General features: G+C 64.2%; 27 protein-coding genes and 1 riboswitch. All 27 genes read left to right on the top strand.

The window, feature by feature from the left end:
• Positions 1-41: 41 nt before the first annotated feature.
• Complete coding sequence (hisC, locus tag U1E26_05200) at positions 42-1148, top strand: histidinol-phosphate transaminase (protein MDZ4169032.1); 1107 nt, start codon at positions 42-44, stop codon at positions 1146-1148.
• Positions 1145-2302: a prephenate dehydrogenase gene (locus U1E26_05195; protein ID MDZ4169031.1), complete on the top strand. Its 1158-nt coding sequence runs from the start codon at positions 1145-1147 to the stop codon at positions 2300-2302. The genes hisC and U1E26_05195 overlap by 4 nt, the downstream gene beginning before the upstream one ends.
• Positions 2299-3615, top strand: a complete 1317-nt coding sequence (gene aroA, locus U1E26_05190) for a 3-phosphoshikimate 1-carboxyvinyltransferase (protein ID MDZ4169030.1) — start codon at positions 2299-2301, stop codon at positions 3613-3615. Before U1E26_05195 ends, aroA begins: the two co-directional genes overlap by 4 nt.
• Positions 3616-3667: 52 nt before the next feature.
• On the top strand, positions 3668-4339 hold the full coding sequence (gene cmk, locus U1E26_05185) for a (d)CMP kinase (GenBank protein MDZ4169029.1): 672 nt from the start codon (positions 3668-3670) through the stop codon (positions 4337-4339).
• The gene (locus tag U1E26_05180; GenBank protein MDZ4169028.1) at positions 4336-5022 is read left to right on the top strand and encodes a lysophospholipid acyltransferase family protein; all 687 of its coding nucleotides are present in this window, start codon (positions 4336-4338) and stop codon (positions 5020-5022) included. Before cmk ends, U1E26_05180 begins: the two co-directional genes overlap by 4 nt.
• A complete protein-coding gene (locus U1E26_05175) occupies positions 5019-5852 on the top strand; it encodes a 4-hydroxy-3-methylbut-2-enyl diphosphate reductase (GenBank protein ID MDZ4169027.1) in 834 nt (277 codons plus the stop codon). Before U1E26_05180 ends, U1E26_05175 begins: the two co-directional genes overlap by 4 nt.
• The gene (locus U1E26_05170) at positions 5852-7246 is read left to right on the top strand and encodes a DUF512 domain-containing protein (protein MDZ4169026.1); all 1395 of its coding nucleotides are present in this window, start codon (positions 5852-5854) and stop codon (positions 7244-7246) included. The genes U1E26_05175 and U1E26_05170 overlap by 1 nt, the downstream gene beginning before the upstream one ends.
• Positions 7247-7251: 5 nt before the next feature.
• Positions 7252-8559, top strand: coding sequence for a ribosome biogenesis GTPase Der (gene der / locus U1E26_05165; GenBank protein ID MDZ4169025.1), 1308 nt, complete (start codon positions 7252-7254; stop codon positions 8557-8559).
• Between the two features lie 6 nt (positions 8560-8565).
• Positions 8566-9225 carry a glycerol-3-phosphate 1-O-acyltransferase PlsY gene (gene plsY, locus U1E26_05160; GenBank protein ID MDZ4169024.1) on the top strand — a complete coding sequence of 220 codons (660 nt, stop codon included), beginning with the start codon at positions 8566-8568 and terminating at the stop codon, positions 9223-9225.
• Between the two features lie 2 nt (positions 9226-9227).
• On the top strand, positions 9228-10244 hold the full coding sequence (locus U1E26_05155) for an NAD(P)H-dependent glycerol-3-phosphate dehydrogenase (GenBank protein ID MDZ4169023.1): 1017 nt from the start codon (positions 9228-9230) through the stop codon (positions 10242-10244).
• A 31-nt stretch (positions 10245-10275) separates the two neighbouring features.
• Positions 10276-10950 (top strand): ribulose-phosphate 3-epimerase, encoded by a 675-nt coding sequence (rpe, locus tag U1E26_05150; protein ID MDZ4169022.1) that lies wholly within the window; start codon positions 10276-10278, stop codon positions 10948-10950.
• Positions 10951-10956: 6 nt separating this feature from the next.
• On the top strand, positions 10957-11385 hold the full coding sequence (locus tag U1E26_05145) for a hypothetical protein (GenBank protein MDZ4169021.1): 429 nt from the start codon (positions 10957-10959) through the stop codon (positions 11383-11385).
• A gap of 39 nt (positions 11386-11424) precedes the next feature.
• A riboswitch (FMN riboswitch) is annotated at positions 11425-11544 on the top strand.
• Positions 11529-12686, top strand: a complete 1158-nt coding sequence (gene ribD / locus U1E26_05140) for a bifunctional diaminohydroxyphosphoribosylaminopyrimidine deaminase/5-amino-6-(5-phosphoribosylamino)uracil reductase RibD (GenBank protein MDZ4169020.1) — start codon at positions 11529-11531, stop codon at positions 12684-12686. (Overlaps the previous riboswitch by 16 nt.)
• A 16-nt stretch (positions 12687-12702) precedes the next feature.
• A complete protein-coding gene (locus U1E26_05135) occupies positions 12703-13371 on the top strand; it encodes a riboflavin synthase (protein MDZ4169019.1) in 669 nt (222 codons plus the stop codon).
• A gap of 2 nt (positions 13372-13373) precedes the next feature.
• Positions 13374-14603: a bifunctional 3,4-dihydroxy-2-butanone-4-phosphate synthase/GTP cyclohydrolase II gene (locus U1E26_05130; protein MDZ4169018.1), complete on the top strand. Its 1230-nt coding sequence runs from the start codon at positions 13374-13376 to the stop codon at positions 14601-14603.
• A gap of 27 nt (positions 14604-14630) precedes the next feature.
• Positions 14631-15095, top strand: coding sequence for a 6,7-dimethyl-8-ribityllumazine synthase (gene ribE / locus U1E26_05125; protein ID MDZ4169017.1), 465 nt, complete (start codon positions 14631-14633; stop codon positions 15093-15095).
• Positions 15096-15480: 385 nt separating this feature from the next.
• Positions 15481-15927 carry an Rrf2 family transcriptional regulator gene (locus U1E26_05120; GenBank protein MDZ4169016.1) on the top strand — a complete coding sequence of 149 codons (447 nt, stop codon included), beginning with the start codon at positions 15481-15483 and terminating at the stop codon, positions 15925-15927.
• Positions 15928-15931: 4 nt separating this feature from the next.
• On the top strand, positions 15932-17113 hold the full coding sequence (locus U1E26_05115; protein MDZ4169015.1) for a cysteine desulfurase family protein: 1182 nt from the start codon (positions 15932-15934) through the stop codon (positions 17111-17113).
• A 28-nt stretch (positions 17114-17141) separates the two neighbouring features.
• Complete coding sequence (nifU, locus tag U1E26_05110; protein MDZ4169014.1) at positions 17142-17612, top strand: Fe-S cluster assembly scaffold protein NifU; 471 nt, start codon at positions 17142-17144, stop codon at positions 17610-17612.
• 28 nt (positions 17613-17640) lie between these two features.
• Positions 17641-18699 carry a tRNA 2-thiouridine(34) synthase MnmA gene (mnmA, locus tag U1E26_05105; GenBank protein ID MDZ4169013.1) on the top strand — a complete coding sequence of 353 codons (1059 nt, stop codon included), beginning with the start codon at positions 17641-17643 and terminating at the stop codon, positions 18697-18699.
• Positions 18687-19502, top strand: a complete 816-nt coding sequence (locus U1E26_05100; protein MDZ4169012.1) for a histidinol-phosphatase HisJ family protein — start codon at positions 18687-18689, stop codon at positions 19500-19502. The genes mnmA and U1E26_05100 overlap by 13 nt, the downstream gene beginning before the upstream one ends.
• Positions 19487-20602, top strand: coding sequence for a Nif3-like dinuclear metal center hexameric protein (locus U1E26_05095; GenBank protein ID MDZ4169011.1), 1116 nt, complete (start codon positions 19487-19489; stop codon positions 20600-20602). The genes U1E26_05100 and U1E26_05095 overlap by 16 nt, the downstream gene beginning before the upstream one ends.
• Before the next feature lie 11 nt (positions 20603-20613).
• A complete protein-coding gene (locus U1E26_05090) occupies positions 20614-21336 on the top strand; it encodes a hypothetical protein (protein ID MDZ4169010.1) in 723 nt (240 codons plus the stop codon).
• On the top strand, positions 21333-21791 hold the full coding sequence (locus U1E26_05085) for a ribonuclease HI family protein (protein ID MDZ4169009.1): 459 nt from the start codon (positions 21333-21335) through the stop codon (positions 21789-21791). The genes U1E26_05090 and U1E26_05085 overlap by 4 nt, the downstream gene beginning before the upstream one ends.
• Before the next feature lie 17 nt (positions 21792-21808).
• The gene (gene queD, locus U1E26_05080; protein ID MDZ4169008.1) at positions 21809-22180 is read left to right on the top strand and encodes a 6-carboxytetrahydropterin synthase QueD; all 372 of its coding nucleotides are present in this window, start codon (positions 21809-21811) and stop codon (positions 22178-22180) included.
• 516 nt (positions 22181-22696) lie between these two features.
• Positions 22697-23344: a metal-dependent transcriptional regulator gene (locus U1E26_05075; protein MDZ4169007.1), complete on the top strand. Its 648-nt coding sequence runs from the start codon at positions 22697-22699 to the stop codon at positions 23342-23344.
• On the top strand, positions 23341-24669 hold the full coding sequence (locus tag U1E26_05070) for an HD domain-containing protein (GenBank protein ID MDZ4169006.1): 1329 nt from the start codon (positions 23341-23343) through the stop codon (positions 24667-24669). The genes U1E26_05075 and U1E26_05070 overlap by 4 nt, the downstream gene beginning before the upstream one ends.
• Positions 24670-24750 lie beyond the last annotated feature (81 nt).

The following is a 24750-nucleotide window of genomic DNA, read 5'->3' as shown; positions in this document are numbered from 1 at the left end:
CCGATGACTGCGGTCGGCTCCTAAGGTGAGGGGAGTAGGTTATGGACTGGGAGAGTCTGATCCGCGATGAGCTGGCCCCCCTGGTGCCCTACGCGCCGGGGCTGCGCGCGAGCGAGGTGCGCGAGAAGATCGGCGGCGGCACGGTCCACAAGCTCTCGAGCAACGAGAACCCCCGTGGTCCCGTCCCTCTGGCGGTTCGGGCCATGCAAGAGGTCGTATCGCGTGCCAACATCTACCCCGATGGTTCGTGTAGGGCGCTCAAGCGTGCGCTGGCAGCGCACCTGGATGTCGAAGAGCGCCACGTTGTTGTGGGCAATGGGAGCAATGAGCTGCTGCGCATTCTGGCTCAGAGCACCCTTCGTCCCGGTGACGAGGTGGTGTTCGCGTGGCCGAGTTTCGTTGTCTACCCCATGGTCGCTCAGCTCATGGGAGCAACAGCCATCCGGGTGCCTCTGACCGCAGACCAGACGCATGACCTGGACGCGATGCTTGCTGCCATCACCCCTCAGACCAGACTCGTCTTCGTGTGCAATCCCAACAACCCGACGGGAACGATGGTCGGCTCCGGGGAGTTTCATCGCTTCCTCGATGCGGTTCCGCCGCATGTCCTTGTGGTGGTGGATGAGGCCTACTACGAGTACGTCACCGACGACGATTACCCGGACTCGCTTTCCCGGTTTGACGGCGAGCGCCCGCTTGTGGTCTTGCGCACCTTCTCGAAGATCTACTCGCTGGCGGGCCTGAGGGTCGGGTACGGCGTCATGCCAGAGGCGATGGTAGCCGCCGTGAACAAGGTTCGTGAGCCGTTCAACGTCAATACCGTGGCGCAAGTCGCGGCCTATTACTCGCTGGAGGACCAAGCCGAAGTGGCCTCTCGTCGTGCCGAGAATGCGGCCGAACGTTCGCGGTTGTGCGAAGCGTTCGATCGCCTGGGAATCACGTGGTTCTCCTCACAGGCCAACTTCGTCTACATCAGCACCGACGCACCGCGCGAGGTCTTCGACGGGCTGTTGTCGCAGGGGGTGATCGTCCGGGATTTCGGCACCGCCCCGGCTCTGCGCGTCGGTATCGGCACCCCGGATGACACCGACGCCACGATCGCCGCATTCGAAGCGGTATGGCCGACGCTCGTGAACGGGGAGAGATGAGCTCGGGCCGCGTGTTCGACAGCGTCTGCGTGATCGGAGTCGGGCTTATCGGGGGCTCCTTCGCGGCTGCGTGCAAGCAGCTCGCTGACCCTCCCATCGTACGCGGTGTCGACACCGATCCCGTCAGCGTTGCCCGAGCCCTGGAGCTCGGGATCATCGACGAATGCGCCCTGGCCGGATCGGGCGAGGCAAGCGGCTGGATCGAGTCAGACGGAAGCGACCTGATCGTTGTCGCCACCCCCGCCCGTCATGCCGAGGAGTGGCTTGCGACGATCGGGGCTGCGGGCTTCACGGGAATAGTCACCGACGTCGCCTCGACCAAGACGGGGGTCGTGGCGTCCGCGCGCAAGCACCTGAGTGATCCCACGCACTTCGTCGGCGGTCATCCCATGGCCGGATCGGAGAGAAGCGGTGTTGAAGCAGCTCGGGGAGACCTCTTTGACGGTGCCTACTGGTTGCTCACTCCCGCGCCCGACACCGATCCTGACGCGTATCGTCGGGTGCACGCGCTGGTGAGCGCGTTTGGTGCCCGGGTCGTTTCGGTGGACGCCAAACGTCATGATGAGGCGGTGGCCGTCGTCAGTCATGTTCCTCACGTCGCAGCGGCGGCACTGTGCGACGTCGCAGGCGCCCACGCGGGGCAGGGCGGAGAGATCTTGCGGTTGGCGGCCGGCGGGTTCAAGGACACCACACGTATCGCGGCGGGTTCACCTGAGCTGTGGACGGGCATCTGCCTCGACAACGCAGATGCGCTCGCTTCAGGCCTGCGTGAGCTCAGGATGTCGCTTGGTGAGTTCGAGGCGATGGTGCGTGGAGGCGATGCGGAGTCCATTCGCAGCTGGCTGACTTCAGCTGCCGATGTGCGCCGTTCGCTGCCGCAGCAGTGGGTGCCTGCAACCGCCCGGCTCACCGAGCTGGTCGTCCCGATGGTCGACCGTCCGGGGGTCGTGGCCGAGGTCACGAGCGCCGTCTCGCGCGCAGGATGCAACATCGAGGGCATCGACATCGATCACGAGACCGAGGACCGCGCCCTTCTGGTGCTGGTCCTTACTGACGAAGGTAACGTCACGCAACTCGCCCAGGAGCTTTCAGACCTCGGGTACGAAGCGAGTTTCTCACCGCTGGAGATCGTAGAGGCGGGGAGTGACACGTGAGCACGGTGAGCTTCCCTCCACCCCTTAGGGGCACGGTGCAGGTTCCCGGGGACAAGTCCCTTTCACACCGCGCGGTGCTCTTCGCATCGATGGCGGAAGGGCGATCGCATCTGGTCGGCGTTCTGGCATCCGAGGATGTTCGATCGACCATTCGTGTGTGTCGCGCGCTGGGGGCGCACATCGAGGCAGACGATGAGTCCGGGGAGGATTTCGGTTCCCTGTCGGTGCTCGGATGGGGCGAACGCGGACCCCACGAGCCGGCCGGCCCGCTCGATTGCGGCAACTCGGGTACCACCGCCCGGCTGCTGATGGGCGTGTTGGCAGGGTGGCCCATCGACGCCACGCTCATCGGCGATGCATCGCTTTCGAAGCGTCCCATGGCCCGCGTCGTCGATCCCCTCGAAGCGATGGGTGCCCTCTTCAAGACGACACCGCACGGGACCCTTCCCGTGACCGTTCGGGGTAGCTCCGATCTGATTCCCGCGCACTACGCGAGTCCCGTTGCGTCCGCTCAGGTCAAGACCGCAGTTCTGCTTGCCGGCCTGCGCGCGAGCGGTCCCACGAGTGTGAGTGAACCGTATCCCAGCCGCGACCACACCGAGCGCCTACTGCCTGCATTCGGTGTGCTTCCCGATCTCGACCCCGTACACGGCGTTACCGTGTACGGGCCGACCCATCTGTACGGAACCGAACTCGCGGTGCCGGGCGATCCGAGCTCAGCGGCATTCCTCGTCGTGGCCGCCCTGCTTATTCCCGGCAGCGAGATCACGCTATCCCACGTGTCTCTCAACCCCACGCGCATCGGGTTCTTGAGGGTGATCGAGCGCATGGGCGCTGATGTGTCGTTCGATGAGAGCGAATCAGCGGGGCTCGAGCCCGTCGGCTCCATCTGCGCCGCGTACTCTCCGGTCATGAGCGGCACCACAGTCACCGCCGCCGAGGTTCCTTCACTGATCGACGAGATTCCCATCCTCGCCCTTGCCGCCGCATGTGCATCGGGAACCACGCGTTTCGAGGGCGTGGGCGAGTTGCGTGTCAAGGAGAGCGACAGGCTCTCGGCCATCGCCGACGGCCTTGAGGCCCTCGGAGTCGTGGTCAGGGCGGGCGCTGACTGGCTGGAAGTGGACGGGACTCGGGAGCTTTCGGGCGCCACGCTTCATTCGCTGGGGGACCACCGGCTTGCGATGACATGGGCTGTGGCCGCTCAGATAGCGCAGGGCGAGACCGAGGTGTCCAACATGGACGCCATGGCCGTCAGCTACCCCGGGTTCCTGCGTGACCTGCGAAAGCTCATGAATAGGGGCACACCGTAGTACAATTCCCGCGCCTCCAAGAAGTACAGACTCCGACCAGGAAGACGACGTTATGATCATCGCCATCGATGGACCCGCGGGATCGGGGAAGTCCACCGTTGCAAAGCTCGTCGCGCAGCGTCTGGGGTTCCACTACCTTGATACGGGGGCGATGTATCGAGCCGTGGCGTTCCGCGTCCTCGCGAGCGGCGTGTCCGTCCACGACACTGAGCGAGTCGGCCAGATCGCCGAGCAGTGCGAGGTGTCCTTCGGTCACGAGCCCGGCGAGCACCTTCCGTCTCGTGTCTTCATCGAAGGCGAGGACGTCACCGCGGCGATTCGTGTTCCGCATGTCGATGACGCGGTCAGTGCGGTGGCAAGTATGCCGCGCGTGCGGGCCGCGATGCTCGGTCAGCAACGCCGCATCGCAGCCGCAGATGACATCGTGATCGAGGGGCGGGACATCGGCACCGTGGTGTTTCCTGACGCCGAGATCAAGGTATTCCTGACGGCTACCCCTGAAGAGCGCTCACGGAGGAGGGCGGCGCAGCAGGCGGCAAGCGGTCTACTGGTAGATCCCGTCGGCGTGCGTGAGTCGATGCTGCGTCGGGATGAGGCTGATTCAGGGCGGCAGATCGCTCCTCTTGTGCCGGCAGACGACGCGCACGTTCTGGACACGACCGGTCTGGGGCCTAAGGCAGTCGCAGACAGGATCGTGGCCTACTTCGAGGAGCCGAGTCCATGAGTTCGGAGGAGTTCCGCGGCAAGCCGTTGGCCGGCGATGACTCCCCGCGTTGGGTGCTCGGGCGTCTTGTGCGCGGGACACTTGGACGCTTGCTGCTGCTCGCTTTTCGTGTACGGCTGCACGGTCGGAACAACGTGCCTCAAAGCGGCGCGATCCTTGCGGGTAACCACGTGAGCTACCTCGATCCCGCGATCATCTGGTCCGCCATACCCCGGCCCGCTCACTTCGTGGGAAAGGTCGAACTCTGGGACACGGGCTGGCTCGGATTCCTCCTTGATCGGTTCTGGGTCATCCCGGTCAAACGCGACTCTGCGGACAGAGAGATGATCCAGACCGCGAGCGCGTTACTCGCCGCCGGTGACCTTCTGGGGATGTTCCCTGAGGGTACAAGGAAGAGAGACCTGAGCTCCGATGAGCTCGGAGCAGCCCATGGCGGCGTTGCCTTTCTTGCCATTCGCAACTCTTGCCCGGTTGTTCCGGTGGGTATCGCCGGCACCGAGGAGGCCTTGCCTGCAGGCGCCAAGCTGCCACGCTTTCCGCGTGTCGCGATCGTTATGGGCGAGCCTATCGACCCCGCCCAGTTCGTCGGCGGGCGCAAGGAGCGCACGGAAGCCATGACTCAGGCCATCATGGAACGCATAGCGGCAGCGCGGGATGAAGCGCGGAGGGTCAGGATCTCATGAGGGTCGAAGTCGCTCGTCACGCCGGTGTGTGCTACGGGGTTGAGCGTGCACTCAAGCTGGCCGAAGAAGCGGGCGCCAAAGGTGGCCCTGTGTGCACCCTCGGTCCCCTGATCCACAACCCGCAAGCGGTCGAAGCGCTCAAGTCGAAGGGCGTGGCGACCGCAGCGTCACTCGAAGCGGTGAGCGAAGGCACACTCGTCGTCAGAAGTCATGGGGTCGATCCGGCCATCATCTCGGAGGCGCAGGCCAAGGGACTGTCGGTGGTCGATGCAACGTGCCCGCACGTCACGAAGGCCCATGAAGCCGCTGAATCCCTGATGCGCAGCGGATACCTGGTGGTGATAGTCGGCGAAGCGGACCACCCTGAGGTCGAGGGCATCATGGCGCACGCCGGGGGGAGCGCGCTGGTCGTGGAGTCGGCGGAGGAGTTGCCCTCGCGACTGCCGTCGAGGCGAGTGGGAGTCGTCGTGCAGACAACACAGTCCGAGGCGCGGCTCGCTGAAGTCGTTGACGCGCTGTTGCCGCATGTGCGCGAGCTCTTGGTCCACAACACGATCTGTGCGGCCACCGCCAAGAGGCAGGCTTCTGCCGCTGAGCTTGCTGCTGCGGTGGACGTCGTCGTCGTCGTTGGCGGGCACAACTCCGGAAACACCACGCGGCTCGTTGAGATATGCCGTTGCGTCAACCCCCGAACCCACCACGTGGAGACCGATGACGATCTCGACACGGCGTGGTTCAAGGGCGCGGACAGCGTGGGGGTCACTGCCGGCGCATCGACACCTGATGAACAGATGCGTGGTGTCATCCGCGCCATCGAGGCGATGGAGTGATGGCTGGCGCCACGCGTGCGGACTACGGCCCTACCCGGGAGCACGGCGCTTTCGGGGGGATCGTGTCGTGTGTCGAGCAAGGCTCGCCTGCCGACCGCGCCGGCATCAGCCCCGGACAGCGCATCACCCATGCAGACGGGATGGCGGTTCGGGATGTGCTGGACTGGCGCTGGATCGCGGACTCAGCCTCGGTCACCGTCCGGTTGACCACGCTGCCCGGCGACGAGCACCGTGAGGTGGTGATGACCCGGAGCGGGGCCGAAGCCTGGGGAGTCGAGTTCTCTGACATCCTGTTTGACGGAGTGCGCACGTGCGCAAACCGGTGCACATTCTGCTTCATGACCCAGCTACCGTCGGGGTTGCGTCCGTCGCTGTACGTGCGGGACGACGACTTCAGGTTGTCATTCCTGCAAGGCAACTTCATCTCGCTCACGAATCTTTCCGATGCAGACGTCGAACGCGTGGCCGAGCAGTCCCTGTCACCGCTGTACGTGTCCCTTCATGCCGTGACACCTGAGGTGCGCTCGAAGCTGGTATGCGCCGCCTCCGACCGCGCGCTGGAGCGATTCGACCAGCTCGTCGAAGCGGGGATCGACCTCCATGTACAGATCGTGTTGGTCCCCGGCGTCAACGACGGAGCGGAACTGGACACGACACTCACGTGGCTTGCTGAGCGTGAAGGCGTCTCGAGCGTCGGAGTGGTCCCTCTTGGGTTCACGCGTCACCAGTCGGTGTTCACGCACTCGTACAACGAGCCTCTGGCTGCAGCCACGGTGATCCAGCAGGTTCAGCGATGGCAGTTCGCCATGCGCGAGCGCGACGGGGTGACCTGGGTGCATCTGGCCGACGAGTTCTACTTGAACGCGGGCGCACCGTTCCCCTCGCTGGAGTGGTACGACGACTACCCCCAGTACGAGAATGGTATCGGCGTGGTTCGAAGCTTTGCTTCCGAGGCTTTGGAGCTGCGTGCCGAGATCGAAGCGGCCGTGGCCGGTCTTCCCGCAGACGCCGAGCGAGTCACTCTCGTCACCAGCGTGATGTCAGCCACCACGCTGGCCGGCGCCCTTGATGCCTGCGGGGCCGTGGGCAGGGTTCGACTACTTGTCGTGCCCAACCGGTTCTTCGGGGGCAACGTCTCGGTCACCGGCCTGCTCACCGGCGAGGATCTGATCGCGGCCATCTCGGGCGATGTGTCCGGTTTGAGCCGGCCCACGGTCTATCTGGTGCCGGATATCGTCCTCAACGCGGACCGGGTCACGCTTGACGACATCCCCGCTGAGGGGCTCGGTGCGCACGCCGGAGCGGATGTCCGTGTGGTATCCTCCGACGTTCGAGGTCTGCTTGACGGACTGCTCTCAGTCGCTTCCAGACCGTTCCCCGAAACTGAGGAGTGAGGGCCATGGCCCTGCCCATCGTAGCCGTCGTCGGTCGCCCCAACGTGGGCAAGTCGACGTTCGTGAACCGTATCGCCCAGGCTCAGGACGCAATCGTCCACGAGGCACGGGGCGTCACCCGCGATCGCAGCTATCACCGCGCCGACTGGAACGGCGTGTACTTCCTGCTCATAGATACCGGTGGTATCGAGTCCGGAGACGCCGATGCGTTCCAGACCTCGATTCGCGACCAGGCCTTCATGGCCGCTGATGAGGCGGATGCCATCGTCTTCCTGGTTGATGGGCGCACGGGTGTGGCACCCGATGATCAAGAGGTCGCGCGCATCCTCAAGCGCACGCGCAAGCCGGTCTTTCTCGTGGTGAACAAGGTCGACAACCCGGGCTCCATGACCGAGACCTACGACTTCTGGTCGTTGGGTCTGGAGACGCCGTGGCCCGTCAGCGCCACTCATGGCAATGGTACGGGGGACTTGCTCGACGCCATCGTGGAGGTACTGCCGTCAAGCGAGCAAGAAGGGCCCAGCGACGCCATCGACGTGGCCATCATCGGTCGGCCGAACGCCGGCAAGTCATCGTTGCTCAACCGCATGACCGGCGTTGAGCGCGCCATCGTGTCGGATGTTCCGGGGACCACCCGTGACGCCATCGACATGCTCATCGAGCGCGACGGTGTGCGGTTCCGCCTGATCGATACCGCCGGTATCAGGCGCAAGTCCGTCATCGATGAGGACGTCGAGTACTACGGTTTCGTCAGAGCTATGCGAGCCATCGATCAGGCGCACGTCGCACTGCTCGTCATCGACTCGACTATCGGCCTGACGGACCAGGATCAAAGAATCGCCCGGTTCGCTGAAGAGCGTGGGTGCGCGATGATCATCCTGCTCAATAAGTGGGATGTGCTCGAATCGATCGAGGAGAAGGATGACTTGGTCACCCGTGTCACCGATCGCCTCGGATTCGTCGGTTTTGCGCCGGTCTTGCGCATCAGCGCGCTGACAGGTCGCAGCGTAGACAAGATATGGGGCGCGATCTCGGCCGTATACGAGAACTACGTCCAGCAGATATCCACGAGCCAGCTCAACAAGCTGCTCTCCGAGATGCGCGAGTTCGGGCACACCAAGAACGAAGGCGGCAAGTCGCTGCGCCTCCAGTACGTCACTCAGACGCGGACCTCGCCTCCCGGCTTCACCTTCTTCGCCAACCACCCCGGGATGGTCGACGACAACTACCGCCGCTACGTGGAGAATCGACTGCGTGAGCGGTTTGATCTCACCGGAACGCCCGTCCTGCTCCGTTTCAGGTCTAAGGACTAGTTCGACGTGGAGCTCGCGATTCGCATCGTGGCCGTGCTTGTCGCCTCGTATCTCATCGGCGGAATCCCCTGGGCGCTCATCATCGGCAAGAGCGTCTACCACATCGACTTGCGGACGTGCGGGTCGGGCAACCTCGGGGCGACGAACGTCTTTCGTGAGCTCGGTGCGCGTGCTGCGCTCTTCACCCTGTTCCTTGACGCCTTCAAGGGCGTCGTGGCTGTTCTGGTAGCCGGATTCATCGTGCCATCGTCGGTCTGGACTCCGACCACCTCGGAATGGGTTGCCGTGGGTGCCATGGCCGCGGCCGTCGTGGGGCATTCGTACTCTCCCTACATCCGGCTGTCCGGCGGCAAGGGGGTGGCGACATCTGCCGGAGCGCTCTTCGTGCTCACTCCGGCCGCCGCTTTCATCGAACTCCTTGTGTTCGCACTGGTGGTGAGTACGTCTCGCATCGTCTCGCTCGGCTCCATCGCCGTGGCGTTGACGTACCCTCTGCTCACCTTGAGGCTGTATCCCGACAACAGGCCCACTCAGATCACCGTGACGGCTCTGGCTGCTCTGGTCTTGTGGCGGCATCGAGCCAACATCGTGCGCATCGCACGCGGCGAGGAGCGTAAGATATCGGTGCGCGGCCGGGGACGATCTCACAGCGATACGGAGGAGTAGACGTGCACATCGCAGTCATCGGTGCAGGCTCGTGGGGCACCGCCGTGTCCTGGTTGCTGTCCGAGCGCGGCCATACGGTATCGCTGTGGGCTCGCGAGCCCGAAATCGCCGAGGGCGTGAACTCTGCGCACCATAACCCCCTCTACCTTCCCGACATCGCGCTTCCGGTCACCGTGCGTGCGAGTTCGATCATCGGTGAGGCGCTTGAGGGTGTGCAGGCGGTCGTGATGGTCACTCCGAGCGTTGGCGTTCGCGCGACAGCAGAATCCATGGTTCCCTACCTTGACCCCGACACCCCGGTCGTCATCCTCTCGAAGGGCGTTGAGCAGGGCACGCTCATGCTCATGACCGAGGTGCTCGTGGACGTGCTGGGCGGCAAGCATCGGGTCGCCGGCCTGTCGGGGCCTAACCACGCCGAAGAGGTCAGCCGGGGCATTCCCTCCGCTACGGTCGTTGCCAGCTATGACCCCTCGGTCGGCAACCTGTTCCAAGACATCTTCATGACCCCCTTCTTCCGTGTGTACACCAATCCTGACGTCGTCGGGGTCGAACTGTGTGGCGCATCCAAGAACATCGTCGCGATAGCAGCGGGTATGTGCGATGGGCTCGGCTACGGCGACAACACCAAGGCCACCCTCATGACGCGCGGTCTTGCTGAGATGAGTCGCCTGGGTGCTGCGCTGGGCGCTAACCCGCTTACGTACATGGGGCTGGCGGGCATGGGCGACCTCGTGGTCACGTGCACCAGCCGTCACTCGCGCAACCGCGGCATCGGCGAGTTCGTCGCCCAGGGCGGTACGGTGGACGAGTACATCGAGAAGACGAAGATGGTAGCCGAGGGGGCGGTCGCTTGTTTGTCGGTCGCTGAACTCGGAGCCCGCGAGGGAGTCGACCTTCCCATCACCGATATGGTGCGCCGCGTGCTGTACGAAGCGCTCGATCCGCGCGAGGCGGGCGTGCTGCTGATGGGGCGCGAAGCTCGCGATGAGCTGCACGGGATGGGCCTTGCAGCCGACTAGTTCTTCAGACCGCGAAGAGGGGAGCACCATCGTGTCGAGCCGGATACTCATGGCACCTTCCATCCTGTCGGCGGATTTCAGCCGTCTCGGTGATGCTGTAGGCGCGGTTGAAGCCGCCGGCGCCGACTACATCCATGTCGACGTGATGGACGGGCACTTCGTCCCCAACCTCACGATCGGTCCTCCGGTGATCAAGGCGCTCAAGCAGGTGACCTCCGTGCCGCTGGATGTGCACCTCATGATCGACAACGTCGATACCACCATCGACTGGTACCTGGAGGCAGGCGCCGACGTCATCACCGTTCACGCCGAGGCGTGTACGCACCTGCACCGTGTGCTTCGTAGCATCCGTGAGGCCGGGGCGTCTCCGGGGGTCTCTCTCAACCCGGGCACGCCGATCGGCCTGATCGGCGACGTTCTCGGGGAACTCGACATGGTGCTCGTCATGAGCGTCAACCCCGGATTCGGCGGCCAGTCGTTCATCCTGAACAGTGTGCGCAAGATCGCTGAGCTCGCCGAGTTCTGTGACGCAGAGGGTGTGTCCCCCCTGATTCAGGTAGATGGAGGCATCACCGCAGACACCATCGGTCCGTGCGTTGATGCCGGGGCCCGGTGCTTCGTCGCCGGCAACGCGGTCTTTGCGACACCCGACCCCGGTGCCGCCTTGAACGCCATCAGATCCGCCGGCGAGAAAGCTCTCGGGTAGGACGCGGTGCTCTACATCGAGGATGTGCACGGGCACGACTGGGCATACATCGTGAGGGTCCTCGCGGCCATCGAGCCCCTCGACATGGTTGCCATCCTGCATCAGGGAGACGGTCCGGAGGTCCTTGTCTCACCGTTCGGGCCGCTGCTTGTCCCGGAGTTCTTCGTGCGTCCGCCGCGCTGTTGTGAGGATGCCCACGGAACCACCAGTAGGCGACTTAGTGTCGATGAGGACCTGCTCGAGTGGCTGGAGCTTCATGATGACGGGCTCGAGGATATGGCGGCCGCATTCGCGCTCTATCCCCCACGAACCTATGAGTTCTTCGGAGCCTTTTTCCCCCAAGAACGAGTCGTGGTGGTTCAAGACGAACACGGCTCCGCTCTGGCCGCTGCGGGCATCCGGTTGGGCGATGAGCAGCCTCATTGGTGGGAGTAGCGCTGGCGGTTGCCGTCGCTGACCTGCTAGACTTCGGTGTGCTTTCTTCAGGGCGGGGTGCGATTCCCCACCGGCGGTGACAGCCCGCGAACCCCGAGAGGGGCCGATCCGGTGAGATTCCGGAGCCGACGGTGATAGTCCGGATGGGAGAAGGAAGGTTCATCGCAGCGATGCTGCTATTCACTGATGTGACCACGGGTGTCGATGACCCCTACCTGGCCCGGGCCTTGCGGCTCGCCGAGCGTGGTCGCGGGGCAACCGCACCCAATCCCTGCGTCGGCTGCGTCGTTGTCGCGGGGGGCCGGATCGTTGGCGAGGGTTACCATCCGCGCGCCGGTCAGGCACATGCTGAGGTGTTCGCGCTGGCCGATGCGGGTGTTTTGGCGCGCGGCGCAGACGTCTACGTCACGCTCGAACCCTGTGCTCATCACGGACGCACCCCGCCGTGCACCGACGCCCTCATCAGCTCCGGCGTGGCCTCGGTCACTATCGGCATGCGCGATCCCAGCGCTGAGGCGCGCGGTGGTGTCGAAGCGCTCGCGTCCGCCGGAATCGCGGTCCACGTGAGCGAAGCACCCGAACCGTTCATGCGAGCCAACACTGGTTGGCTCAAGCGCATCGCGGTCGGACTGCCCTGGGTCACGGTCAAGGTGGGCGCGTCGATAGACGGACGCCCGGCTATCACGTACGGCGAAAGAGCCTCGATGACCGGCCCGTCTGGAGCGCAGGTCACGCGACTCATGCGATCGAGGTGCGACGCGGTCGTCGTGGGAGCGTCCACCGTCGTCGCGGACGACCCTGAGCTTACCGTGCGCGACGAATCAGGCCGGCGCGCAGAGCACAATCCTTTGCGGGTGGTGCTGGCCAGAAGCGTGGCCCCGCCCCTTGATGCGCGCGTCTTCGTCGACGCCCATGCTCCCACCATGCTGCTGGCTCCTCAGAGGCTGCTCGACGGGGTTGGCGGGCATCTGCCCCGCGGAGTCACGACGATGGCGTACGATGAGGATGAAGGAGTAGCCGGTGCTCTTCGAGCACTGGGCTCTCACGGCGTCAACGATGTGCTGGTAGAGGCGGGGCCACGTCTGCTGGACGCCATCGTGTCAGCCGATGTGGCCGACGAGATCGTCGTCGTGACCGGCGGGGGATTCGCGGGGGACAGTGCGCCGGCGATGCTCGTAGGCGACGCGTGTGCAGGACAGACTGAGCTGTCCCGTCCGTTCGCTGCATGCGAGTCAGCCGTAGTCGGTGACATCGCGGTGACGAAGTGGATACGGTGCTCGCCTGAGTGTGGAAGTGCGTAGCCGAGAAGGGAATTCGATGTTCACGGGATTGGTTGAGACGCAAGGCATCATCACCCGGGCGGACCGGGTCGCCGGTGGCGCCCAACTCGAGGTGTACGCGCCTGAGTTCGGGCGCGACATGGCCATCGGTGACTCTATCGCCATCGACGGGGCCTGTTTGACCGTCGCCAAGTTCATCCGCGGTGCATTCGTGGCCGATGTCAGTGACGAGACGTTGTCCAAGACCACCCTGGGAGGACTCAGGCAGGGGGGTAAGGTCAATCTGGAGCGTGCGCTTCGGCTCTCCGACAGGCTCGGGGGACATCTTGTCACGGGCCACGTGGACGGTGTGGGCCGACTGCTGCTGCGCCACCCGTCAGGCAACTCCACCGTTTACCAGTTCCAAGTGCCGACCACGCTACTCGAGTATGTGGTCACCAAGGGTTCTATCGCGGTCGACGGGATCTCTCTCACGGTCGCTCAGATCAGGGGAGAGTCCATCGCTGCTGCAGTCGTGCCCCATACCGAGGAGGTCACGACCCTCAAGGAGAAGCCCATCGGAGCACCGGTCAACGTCGAGGTCGACATGCTCGCCAAGTACGTCAAGCGCTTCGTTGATGTGTATGCGCACGAGGGCGGAGGGGCGGAGGGCGCATCAAAGCGTGGTCTGGGCGATCTGCTGCGTGATTTCGCGGACGGAAAGTGACGATGGTGACGGGTTCGAAATCCCCCTTTGCCTCGATTGAAGAGGCGATCGCCGAGATCGCGGCCGGGCGGCTGCTGGTCGTTGTCGACGATGAGGACCGCGAGAACGAGGGTGACCTGGTCATGGCCGCCGAGCGCGCCACGCCCGAGGCCATCAACTTCATGATCACCCACGGGCGCGGGCTGGTCTGCCTGCCGCTGACATCCGATCGGCTTGAGGACCTGAAGGTCCCGCCCATGACCGATACCAACACCTCCGAGCAGGGCACCGCGTTCCACGTCTCCATCGGTGCCAAAGGCAAGATCACCACGGGCATCTCGCCCGCAGACCGTTGCGAGACGGTGCTCGTCGCCATCGATTCCGCCACCACGCCCGAGGACCTGTCGATGCCGGGACACGTCTTTCCCCTGAGCGCACGCCCGGGCGGCGTTCTTGAGAGGGCGGGGCACACCGAGGCCGCCGTCGATCTGGCGCGTCTTGCGGGACTGGTTCCCGCGGGAGTCATCTGCGAGATCATCAACGCCGACGGGAGCATGGCGCGGCGCCCGGAGCTTGAGGAGTTTGCGGCGACGCACGGCTTGAAGATGATCACCGTGGCCGACTTGATCCGCTACCGCCGGCGCAACGAACGTCTGGTGGAACGCGTGGCCGATGTCACCCTCCCCACGCGTTTCGGTGAGTTCCGTGGCGTCGGGTACTCGTCGACGACCGACCAGCGGACGCACATGGCGCTCGTCAAGGGGGAGGTGGCCGGTCGCGAAGACGTGCTGGTTCGCGTCCACTCGGAGTGCCTGACCGGAGACGTGTTCCATTCGCTGCGGTGCGACTGTGGAGCCCAGCTCGAAGAGGCGATGCGCCGCGTCGAACTACAAGGGGAAGGCGTCGTGCTCTACATCGTCGGGCATGAGGGCCGCGGCATCGGTCTGGCAAACAAGTTGCGCGCCTACGAGCTGCAGGAGGCCGGTGCGGACACCGTGGAGGCCAATGAGGCCCTTGGGTTCCCCGCCGACCTGCGCGACTACGGTATCGGGGCCCAGATACTGGTCGATCTGGGGCTGCACTCGATACGGCTCATGACGAACAATCCCCGCAAGATCGTAGGCCTTGAGGGCTACGGGCTTCGCGTTACCGAGCAGGTGCCACTCGAGATCGAGTCGTGTCCTGCCAACTACCGGTATCTCAGGGCCAAGAAGGAGAAGCTCTCGCACACCCTGGAAATGGCCGGGGACTAGAGGAGCGCAGGCGAAAGGACGGCACTAATGGTCAAGTACGAGGGACATCTGGTTGGAACCGGCCTCAAGGTCGGCATCGTGATCAGCCGCTTCAACGAACTGCTCGGCTCACGGCTTCTTTCGGGGGCGCAGGACGCCTTCGTGCGCCACGGACTCTCCGAAGAGGACATCGACGTCGCCTTCGTTCCCGGCGCATTCGAGATTCCGCTCGTTGCCAAACGCATGGCTGACTCCGGCCGCTACGACGCCGTTGTGGCGCTCGGTGTCGTCATTCGGGGCGGCACGCCACACTTCGACTACATCGCATCCGAAGTCAGCAAGGGCGTGGCAAAGGCCTCGCTCGATTCAGGTGTGCCGGTGCTCTTCGGGGTTATCACCGCCGATACCATCGAGCAGGCTGTCGAGCGCTCGGGCACCAAGGCGGGGAACAAGGGCTGGGAGGCTGCCATGTCTGCCATCGAGATGGCGACACTGGTGAAATCCCTGAGCTAGCACTCACACCAACGAACCGAGGCCCCGAAGCGCCATGACGGCGGTCGGGGCCTCGTGTATGGCTGGGTCAGATTCAGTGGGTCCTCGCCACCCTGGTGGCTATCAACCATGAATCCGGCTCCCCCAGTCAGCGCTTCCGCGCTAGGCAGAAGCGGGTGCTTATCGTAGCCGTGGAACGGCGTGTATACAACAGGACGTTTGTTCGATTTGACGTAGTACCACTGGGGAGCGCTGGAAGGTGCGGAAGGACCGATAAACGGCCTGATTTCGGGGACGGACACTTCGGTCCTGTGCAGCGGACTTCGCATGTTGACAGCGTGGCCAGACGGGGTACCATGCAATCACTACCTTTTCGGTAGGGATTCGATGTCCTTCGGGAGGTTCGGTGCGGCTAACGGCGAAGAGCGAGTACGGCGTGCTCGCGGCCATCGATCTGGCCTGTGCCTACGGGAGTGGGCCGATCAGTGCCCGCGAGCTCGCTGAGCGTCGTCATATTCCTCCGCGCTTCCTGGAGCAGCTGTTCGTCTCACTCAGACGCGCCGGTGTGGTGAGCGCGGTCCGTGGGGCCAAAGGCGGATTCGTGCTCAGCCGCGATCCGTCCGAGATCACGGTTCTCGACGTTGTCGAGGCACTCGAGGGCCCCCTGAACGCAAGCGTGTGCGATTCGGAGCGCGGTGAGACCTGCGGCCAGGTCGGCGCGTGCGCTGCGGCTCCGGTGTGGGCACGCGCAACGGAAGCGCTACGCGGCGTGTTCGCGTCTACCTCTATCGGGGAACTAGCCGGAGTACAGAGTCGGATGGATGATCGTGAGCGCGTGGGAATGGAGACCTGAAGCCATGAGTACCCGGTACTTCGACTATGCCGCAACCACACCCCTTGACCCGCGTGTCCTCGAGGTCATGGTGCCGTTCATGACAGAGCGCTACGGTAACGCGAACTCCCTGTACGCTCTGGGTCGCGATGCGTACCGCGGGCTTGAGGATGCCCGCGAGCGATTCGCAGCCTCTATCGGTGCGCAAAGTCCCAACGAAGTCCTGTTCACCGGGTGCGGTACCGAAGGCGACAACGCCGCCCTGATCGGCATCATGGCGCGGGTGGCCTCCGACGGGCCGGCACACCTCGTCGTCTCGTCGTACGAGCATCACGCGATTCTCGAGCCTGCCCACTGGCTGGAGAAGCAGGGTCACTCGGTCAGCTACGTGGCCCCGCGCGCAGATGGGCACATTCACCCGGAGGACCTTCAGTCCGTCATGCGTCCCGACACCAAGCTCGTGTCCATCATGCACGGCAACAACGAGATCGGTGCGCTCAACGACATCGCGGCTCTGTCAGCAGTCGCCCATGCGCACGGCGCACTCATGCACACAGACGCCGCGCAGACGCTCGGCAAGACGCCGTTCGATGTGAACGTCTTGGGCGTGGACTCGGCCACGTTCTCGGCCCACAAGATCTACGGCCCCAAGGGTGTCGGCGCGCTGTATCTGCGCCGAGGAACCAAGTTCGAGCCTCAGCTCAAAGGCGGCGGTCAGGAGTTCAAGAAGCGCTCCGGAACGCAGAACGTCGCAGGTGCGGCCGGGTTTGCCGCAGCGCTTGAGTTCATGATCGACGAGATGCCCGAAGAGTCGGTCCGCTTGGCTTCACTGCGCGACCGGTTGATCACCGGCATCACCTCCCGCCTTGAGAACACCGAGCAGACCGCTCCCGGTGGAGAGCGGCTTGCCAACATCGCTCCGCTGCTGATCAAGGGCGTAGAGGGCGAAGCCATGCTCCTCCAGCTCGATGCTCAGGGAATCGCCGTTTCCACGGGCTCTGCGTGTTCGTCCGGCTCCCTCGAGCCGAGTCACGTGCTTCTGGCATGCGGGGTTCCGCAGGAAGTCGCCCACGGCAGCCTTCGGCTATCGCTTGGACGCTTCACCACCGATGAGGATGTCGAGTTCTTCCTTGAGGTGTTCCCACCCATCGTCGAACGCCTTCGTTCGATGTCGCCCGTGTATACCCGCATGTTCGGCTCGAAGTAGCCGAATCACCCGAAAGGAACGAAGCGCCGTGCTCTACTCCGATAAGGTCATGGATCATTTCAACAACCCCCGCAACGTGGGCGTCATCGAGCAAGCCGATGGGGTGGGTGAGGTCGGCAATCCGGTGTGCGGCGACATGATGAAGATCACGATCGCTGTGGATCCCGACGATCACATCACCGACGTGAAGTTCCAGACCCTGGGCTGTGGCGCAGCTATCGCCACATCATCCATCGTCACGGAGATGGCGAAGGGCATGAGCCTCGAAGAGGCGGCGGCAATCTCCAAGCAGCAGGTGGCTGACGAGCTCGGAGGTCTGCCTCCTGCGAAGATGCACTGTTCGGTGCTTGCCACTGACGGTCTGAAGGTGGCGGTGGACGACTACCTCACCAAGCACCATCGCGAGCCGATCTCAGGCGAGATCAAGAGCGCAGATCCGAACTTCGACCCCCATGCCGACGAGGACGATCACGAGCACGACTCAGACTGCGAGGTCTAGGCCCCACTAGCGTGCGGCGAGGAGTGCGGTGACGGTGGCGCGGGTGTGGGTTGCCATGAGCGGTGGCGTGGATTCCTCGGTAGCGGCTGCGCTTCTCGTCGAATCGGGCCACGAGGTCACCGGCGTGACCATGCAACTGCTGCCGTCCGGCGACGAAGAGGGAGAGTGCTGCTTCGGGTCTGCGACGAGGGATGCGCGGCAAGTCTGTGACGACCTCGGCATCGCGCACCACACCCTGGACTTCCGGGACAGTTTCGAGCGGCACGTGATCGGCCCGTTCGCCGACGCCTATGCGCAGGGACGCACTCCCAATCCGTGTATCGCATGCAACGATCAGCTGAAGTTCTCCGATCTGATGGCAGGAGTCATCGCGCAGGGCGCGGAGTTCCTTGCCACCGGGCACTACGCCAGGATCGTACGCGATGCAACGGGCTCCACATGGCTCGCACGTGGGACCGACCCGGATAAGGATCAGAGCTACTTCCTCTATCGCCTCACCCGGATACAGATGGATCGCATCCTGTTTCCTGTCGGGGGCCTCGGCAAGCAGGAGGTTCGTGCACGTGCCGCGCGCTTCGGCCTGCGGACGGCCGAGCGCTCAGAGAGCCAGGACACCTGCTTTGCATCCTCCGGTGGGTACGCACCCATCGTCGCTGCACGGCGACCCCGCGCTTTGGTCCCCGGGGAGTTCGTCACGCAGACAGGCGACGTCATCGGAAGCCATCGGGGACTGGCCCACTACACGATCGGTCAGCGCAGGGGGCTTGACATCGGGGGTCCCGACGGCCCGTGGTTCGTCGTGTCCATGGACCCCGCTTCGAACCGCATCGTGGTCGGTCACCGTGATTCCGTTTCCGCCAGAACCATCATCGCCGCCCAGCCCGTGTGGTCCGGTGCAGCAAGCGAAGTGTGCACGGCACAGGTCCGCTATCGGATGACGCCCGCGGCGGCCACCGCTCGCTATGCCGGGGATTCACTCACCGTGAACTTCGGCGATGACGTGGGAGCTGCAGCGCCCGGCCAAAGCGTTGTCTGCTACCGTGGAGACCGTGTCCTAGGCGGGGGAGTGATCGAGTGCGCGAGCTGATCGACTGTCACATCCACACCCAGTGCTGCGGGCACGCGACCGGATCGGTGTCGCAGGCCGTGGATGCGGCCCTGAGCGCCGGGTTGATTGGCATCGTGATGACCGAGCACCTCCCTTTGCCCGATGCGCTGAACACCGGCGGCCTCTTCGCCCCGTCAGCCGCCGCGTTCCTCGAGTACGCACGCGTGGTTCGCGAGCAGGCCGATTCGTCCCGGGGTCTTCAAATCGTCCTGGGCGCAGAGGCCGACTGGCTTCCGGGGCACCCCGAGGCCATGCAGCACCAGCTCGATACCGCCTCCGCGGCCGGAGTCGAAGTGCTCCTTGGTAGCGTGCATTTCCTCGGGGAGTGGCCCTTCGACAGCCCCGATCATCTCGACGAGTGGGAACGTCAGGGAGCGGATGCCGTCTGGGAGAGCTACTTCGCCACGTGGTGTGTTGCCGCACGCAGTGGGCGCTTTGGCGTCATGGCGCACCCGGACCTGCCCAAGAAGTTCGGGCATAAGACGAGCTACGATCCGTCCGACCTGTATCGTGAGGCTGCGGTGGCCGCCCGAGAGGGTTGTGTCATGGTCGAGGTGTCCACAGGCGGTCTGCGCAAGCCGGTGGGTGAGATCTATCCCGGTCCTGCGCTGCTGGCCCACTTCGCCGATCAAGGCGTCGCAGCGACGGCAGGCTCGGATGCGCACAGCCCCGCGGAGGTGGGATTCCGTATCGATGCCGCCTACGAAGCGCTGGTTGTGGCGGGGTTCGATCGCGTGGGGCTACCGATGGGAGGGGGCGAAGTCAGATGGGTTCACCTATGACGCGCGTGACCGTGGGCGATGTCGAGCGTGCGGTCGTGCGCGCCTTTCCCGCTGACCGTGCCGAGGGATGGGATCGCATCGGCCTTCTTGCCGGCGACCCGCTCGCCGAGGTCACGGGGGTGGTGCTTGCCCTTGACCCGTCACCGGAGGCGATCGATGAAGCGCACCGGCGGGGAGCAAACGTGTTGGTGACGCACCATCCGGCATTTCTCGATCCTGTCGCACCGGTGCGCGGTGCACCAGGCGGCGGGGGGACGGTGTTTCGAGCCCTGTCGAAGGGGGTGAGCCTCATCAACGCCCACACGAACCTGGACCGCGATCCAGGGGCGCAGAGGCTGATACCTTCACTTCTCGGACTCACTCCCGTCGCCCCTATCGAACGCTCGGCTCAACCCTGTGCGGTTGTGACCGTGTATGTCCCGCTGAAGTCGGCCGATGAGGTGGCTGATGCGATGAGCGGAGCCGGCGGTGGCGCTGTTGGCAGGTACCAAGCGTGCTCGTTCAGTTGTACGGGTATCGGTCGCTTCACCGCCGACGACGGCGCAGATCCCGCTGTCGGCGTGGCGGGTCAGCCGACGAACGTCGAAGAGGTTCGGCTCGAGATGATCACGTCTCGGCCGCTTTCGGTTCGGGTGGTAGCAGCCGCTCGAGCCTCGCACCCGTACGAGGAGCCGCTCATCACCGTCACGGAAGTGCTTCGATCACGCAACGCTTCGGCCCTCGGCATGCTGTGTGAAGCGAGCGAGGGCTTCACTCTGGCCGACCTCGTGGGGCGTGCCGCGGCTGCGTTTTGCGTGAAGCCGCGGGTCTGGGGCGAGGCGTCTTCGCCGATTGGCCGTGTGGCCTGCGCCACCGGTTCGGCGGGGTCCCTCATCCACGACGCGATCGCGGCCGGAGCAACAGCCCTTGTGGCGGGGGAGGTGCGCTATCATGACGCGACCGAGGCGCTTGAGCGAGGGCTCGCAGTGGTCGAGATCGGTCACGACGTTTCGGAGTGGCCGCTTGTCGGTCTGCTCGCCCAGGTGGTACGCGGGGTTGCGGGCATCGAGCCTGACCGCATCTACGAAATGAATGCTTCAACCGCTTGGTGGACCCCGTAGAAGGAGACCGCATGTCGTCTGGCCCCGCCGAGTCATTGCTCGCACTCCAGTCGGTCGACGTGGAGATCCTCCGCGCCGAGAAGCGTTTGGAGGAGTTGCCCGAGAAGAGGGCCATTCTTGAGGCTCGAGCGCGGCTCAAGGAGATGGTGGCCTTGCGCGAGAAGGCGGCGCTTCTTGATCGCAAACTCCAGTCCGAACTCAAGAGCCGTCAGGACGAGATCGCATCAATCACCGCGAAGATGGACACTGAGCAGAACAAGATCATGGTCACCACCGACCACCGTCAGATCCAGGCGCTGACACGCGAGATGGACGGGTTGAGGCGGCGCGTGGACAAGCTCGAGATGGAATCCATCCAGTACATGGAGCGCATCGATAAGGCGGCGTCGCAGATCGCCACGGTGGATGCTCACCTCGAGAAGCTCACCCAGTCGGAGTCCGGTCTGGTTACGCGCTATAAGCAGGTCGGCGGTGCCCTGCAAGACGAGATCGCCCAGTTCAAGTCCCAACGGGTCCGGCTGGAGGCTGTGGTGGGGGCGGACCTGCTCGCTCGCTACGAGAAGGCCCGGGATGTGCATGGTGGCATAGGTGCCGGACGACTGGATGGCGCGTCGTGCACCGCCTGCCATATGAGCCTTCCCGCCGAACGAGTCCGTGACCTGCTTGAAGGTCCGCAAGTGGGTGTGTGTCCCCAGTGTCGGCGATTGATCGTGGTCCGATCGGAGTCAGCGTGAGTCGAGCGGTCCTGCACACCGACGGTGGCGCACGAGGGAATCCGGGGCCGGCCGGGGCCGGATTCGTCATCGAGGCCGACGGCGAGATCGTGTGTCGCGGCGGTCGGTACCTCGGGTCGACGACGAACAATGTGGCCGAGTATGAGGCGCTCATCTGGGGCCTGGAGAACGTTCGTGAGCTCGGCTTCACTGCTGTCGCGGTCAACGCGGATTCAGAGCTGGTGGTCAAGCAGCTTCAGGGGGCGTACCGGGTCAAGAACGCAGGCCTCAAGCCGCTGTTTCTGAGCGCGATGGCGCTGCTGAGAGGATTCGACGAATACACCGTCACCCACGTGCGACGCGAGAACAACGCCGATGCCGATGCTATGGCCAACGCTGCCATGGACGAGCAGGCCACGGTTGGAAACCCGTCGTTCATGCCCGCCGAGCCAAGCGAGCGAGGCAGTCTGTTCTAAGTCAGAAGGAGAGCACTGTGGGCACCTACGAACTCACCGTGAAGGACCACTTCGACGCGGCTCATCATCTCTACGACTACCCGGGCGAGTGCCGGAACCTGCACGGACACACGTGGGAGGTCGAAGCGACGGTCTCAGGGGAAGCGTTGGATGACATCGGTATCGTCTACGACTTCAAGAGACTCAAAGCCGATCTGGCGGCGGTGCTTGCAGACTACGATCATGTGCTGATCAACGAGGTTGGGCCGTTCGACACCGAATCACCGACCGCAGAGAACCTTGCTCGCGTGATCTGGCAGCGGCTGTCGGGCATGGTCGACCCACGTGTCCGCGTCACTGAGGTCGCGGTGTGGGAGTCGCCGGTTGCCAAGTTGGTCTACCGTCCGTAAGGCACGCAGCGAAGATCAGCGGGCGCCGCAACACGAAACGGCCCCTCGATGAGGGGCCGTTTCGTTGGTCCAGCCTGAGAATATAGTTGTCCCGAGAAACCTCGCCCACAAGTCTCCTACTCGAACCGGCTTCCCACGACTCTTGCGAATCGCCCTTGCGGGTTTCCCTCCTTCGAGGCCCTGTCTCCGGAACGGCCACCTCGCGGCTTGCCGACCTTCCTCAGATCCCTCTCCGGCGGCTACTGGTACACCATCTTCCGGAGTCTTGCTGCGTCCGACTTCTCGGGACACGAGTAATGTATTCCCGCCGCCTCAGGCTGTCAACGGTAATTCGCAGAATTTCTTCAGTTGCTGACAAAAGGTTCGCAATGAGCGACGAACGGAACGCATGTGGGTACCAACGGCATTGCGGGAGATCGCGCGATAAGGGGGGCGTTGGAGGAATGGAACTTGCCGTGGGAAAGGCTCTATTATGGATGTCGTACCTGAGTCCCCCCTGTCCAAAGGACGGTCCGCTTGCCCACTTCCACGCTCGAGGAGTACCTCGAGACCATCTACAAGCAGTCTCAGGATGGCGTGGTCAGACCCAGTCGGATCGCTGAAGCGATCGGGGTCTCGGGCCCTACGGTCACGGCCACGCTCAAACGGCTCGAATCGCGCGGGTTGGTGTTTCGCAGGGGCACTGAGGTGTTGTTGACTCCGGAGGGTGTCGCAGAGTCTCTCGACATCGTGCGCCGCCACCGCCTGGCCGAGAGGTTCCTTGTCGATGTGCTCGGATTGGACTGGGACGCCGCTCACGAGGAAGCCTGTCTGCTCGAACACGCACTGTCCCCCCGGGTGCTGGCCGCCCTTGAGCGGTTTCTTGGCGATCCGTCGGTCTGCCCGCACGGACATCCGATTCCGGCCGCGGACGGCAGCGTCTCGCACTCGCCGGGTCAGCCGCTTGACGCTCTGTCCGTGGGCGATCGTGCCGTTGTGCTGAGAGTATCCGAAGAGGAGACGACCCTCGGCTACCTCGGGCAGATCGGGCTCAAGCCGGGAGCCAAGGTCAGCTTGATCGCGCGCGAGCCGCTCGGTGGGCCCCTATCGATCGAGATCGACGGCGAGGTCCGCCCGGTTTCGGCGGATGTCGCGCGGCTTGTCACGGTTGAATGTGCGCCATGAGGAAGATGACCCTCATCCAGCAGTTCGCCTTGCGCAGTCTCGTGTTCGTCGTCGCGATGGCTCTGGTGCTGGGAGTCGCCATCACCTACGCGGTGCAGCAGCTGTTCGTCACCACGGCTGCTCGTACCGCCCAAGTGACTGCGGGGGCCATGGTCACGCATGTCGTGGCAGACCAAGATCTGTCAGTCGTACCGCTGCCCGAGAGCATTCAGGCGGAACTTGATTCCCTCACGACGAGGGATCTGGTTGATTCGAATGTGACCGCGGTCAAGCTGTGGAACCGTGACGGCGTTCTCCTCTTCTCTTCGGACAACGTGGACGAGGGGAGATCGTTTGCGGATCATCCGTCGCTACGCAAGGCACTCGCCGGCGAGACCGTGGTGGAGGTTGAACCCGCTGAACGCGAGGAGAACCGAGCTCAACTCGAAGAGGCGGGTAGCGTGCTCGAGGTCTATGCGCCGCTGCGCGTCGACAGCGAGACGGTGGGCGTCTTCGAGATCTATCAGGACTACCGGCCGGTGGAGCAGTCGATCAATCAGTTCCTGCTGCTTATCTGGGGAATCATCATCGCCGGTTCGGTACCGGCCTATTTCCTTCAGCTCACCCTGGTGAAGCGCACTGCCGATGAGTTGACATCGATCCAGGGGGACCTCTCTGAGGTCAACCGGAGACTGCGGCATTCCCTCGAGGACATGGAGCTTCACTCCGTGGGCACGCTCCAGGCGCTGGTGGCCGCCGTTGACGCCAAGGACAGCTACACGGCGCGCCATTCGATCGCGGTCACGGACTACGCTGTGGCGATCGCTCGCCAGATGGGCTTCTCTGACGAAGAGGTCGCTGACGTCGAGCGCGCAGCGCTTCTGCACGATGTGGGCAAGATCGGCACCCCGGAGACTATTCTCCTCAAGCCAGCGAAGCTGACCGACGATGAGTTTCGTGTCATGAGTGAGCACTCGGAGATGGGTGGGCACATTCTCGAGTCGGTGCCGTTCCTCGCAGGCCTCATGCCGATCGTCAGGGGTCACCACGAACGATGGGACGGCAGGGGGTACCCTGATGGGTTGGCGGGGGAGCGGATTCCGCTGGCTGCTCGCATTCTGTCGGTGGCCGATGCCTTTGATGCGATGACGTCAGAGAGGCCGTATCGAACGCCAATATCGGCTGAGGTGGCGCGGGCCGAACTTGTTCGGTGTGCGGGCGCCCAGTTCGACGCCAGCGTGGTCCAAGGGCTTCTGGGTGCGCTCGACGCGGGAAGCGTGAAGGTGTTCGTGCACGCCGAGGACCCACGCTCCAAGCGTCGCCGAGGCCCATCCGGACTCAACTGATCAAGCCGCTACTCCGTTGTCAGACTCCTGGTATACCTTGTAGACCGAACATATGTTCGGTATAGTCGAACCGTGGCGCGT

It is taken from the genome of Coriobacteriia bacterium (genome assembly GCA_034370385.1).
Lineage (GTDB): Bacteria > Actinomycetota > Coriobacteriia > Anaerosomatales > PHET01 > JAXMKZ01.
This window is presented reverse-complemented; position numbering and strand designations above follow the sequence as displayed.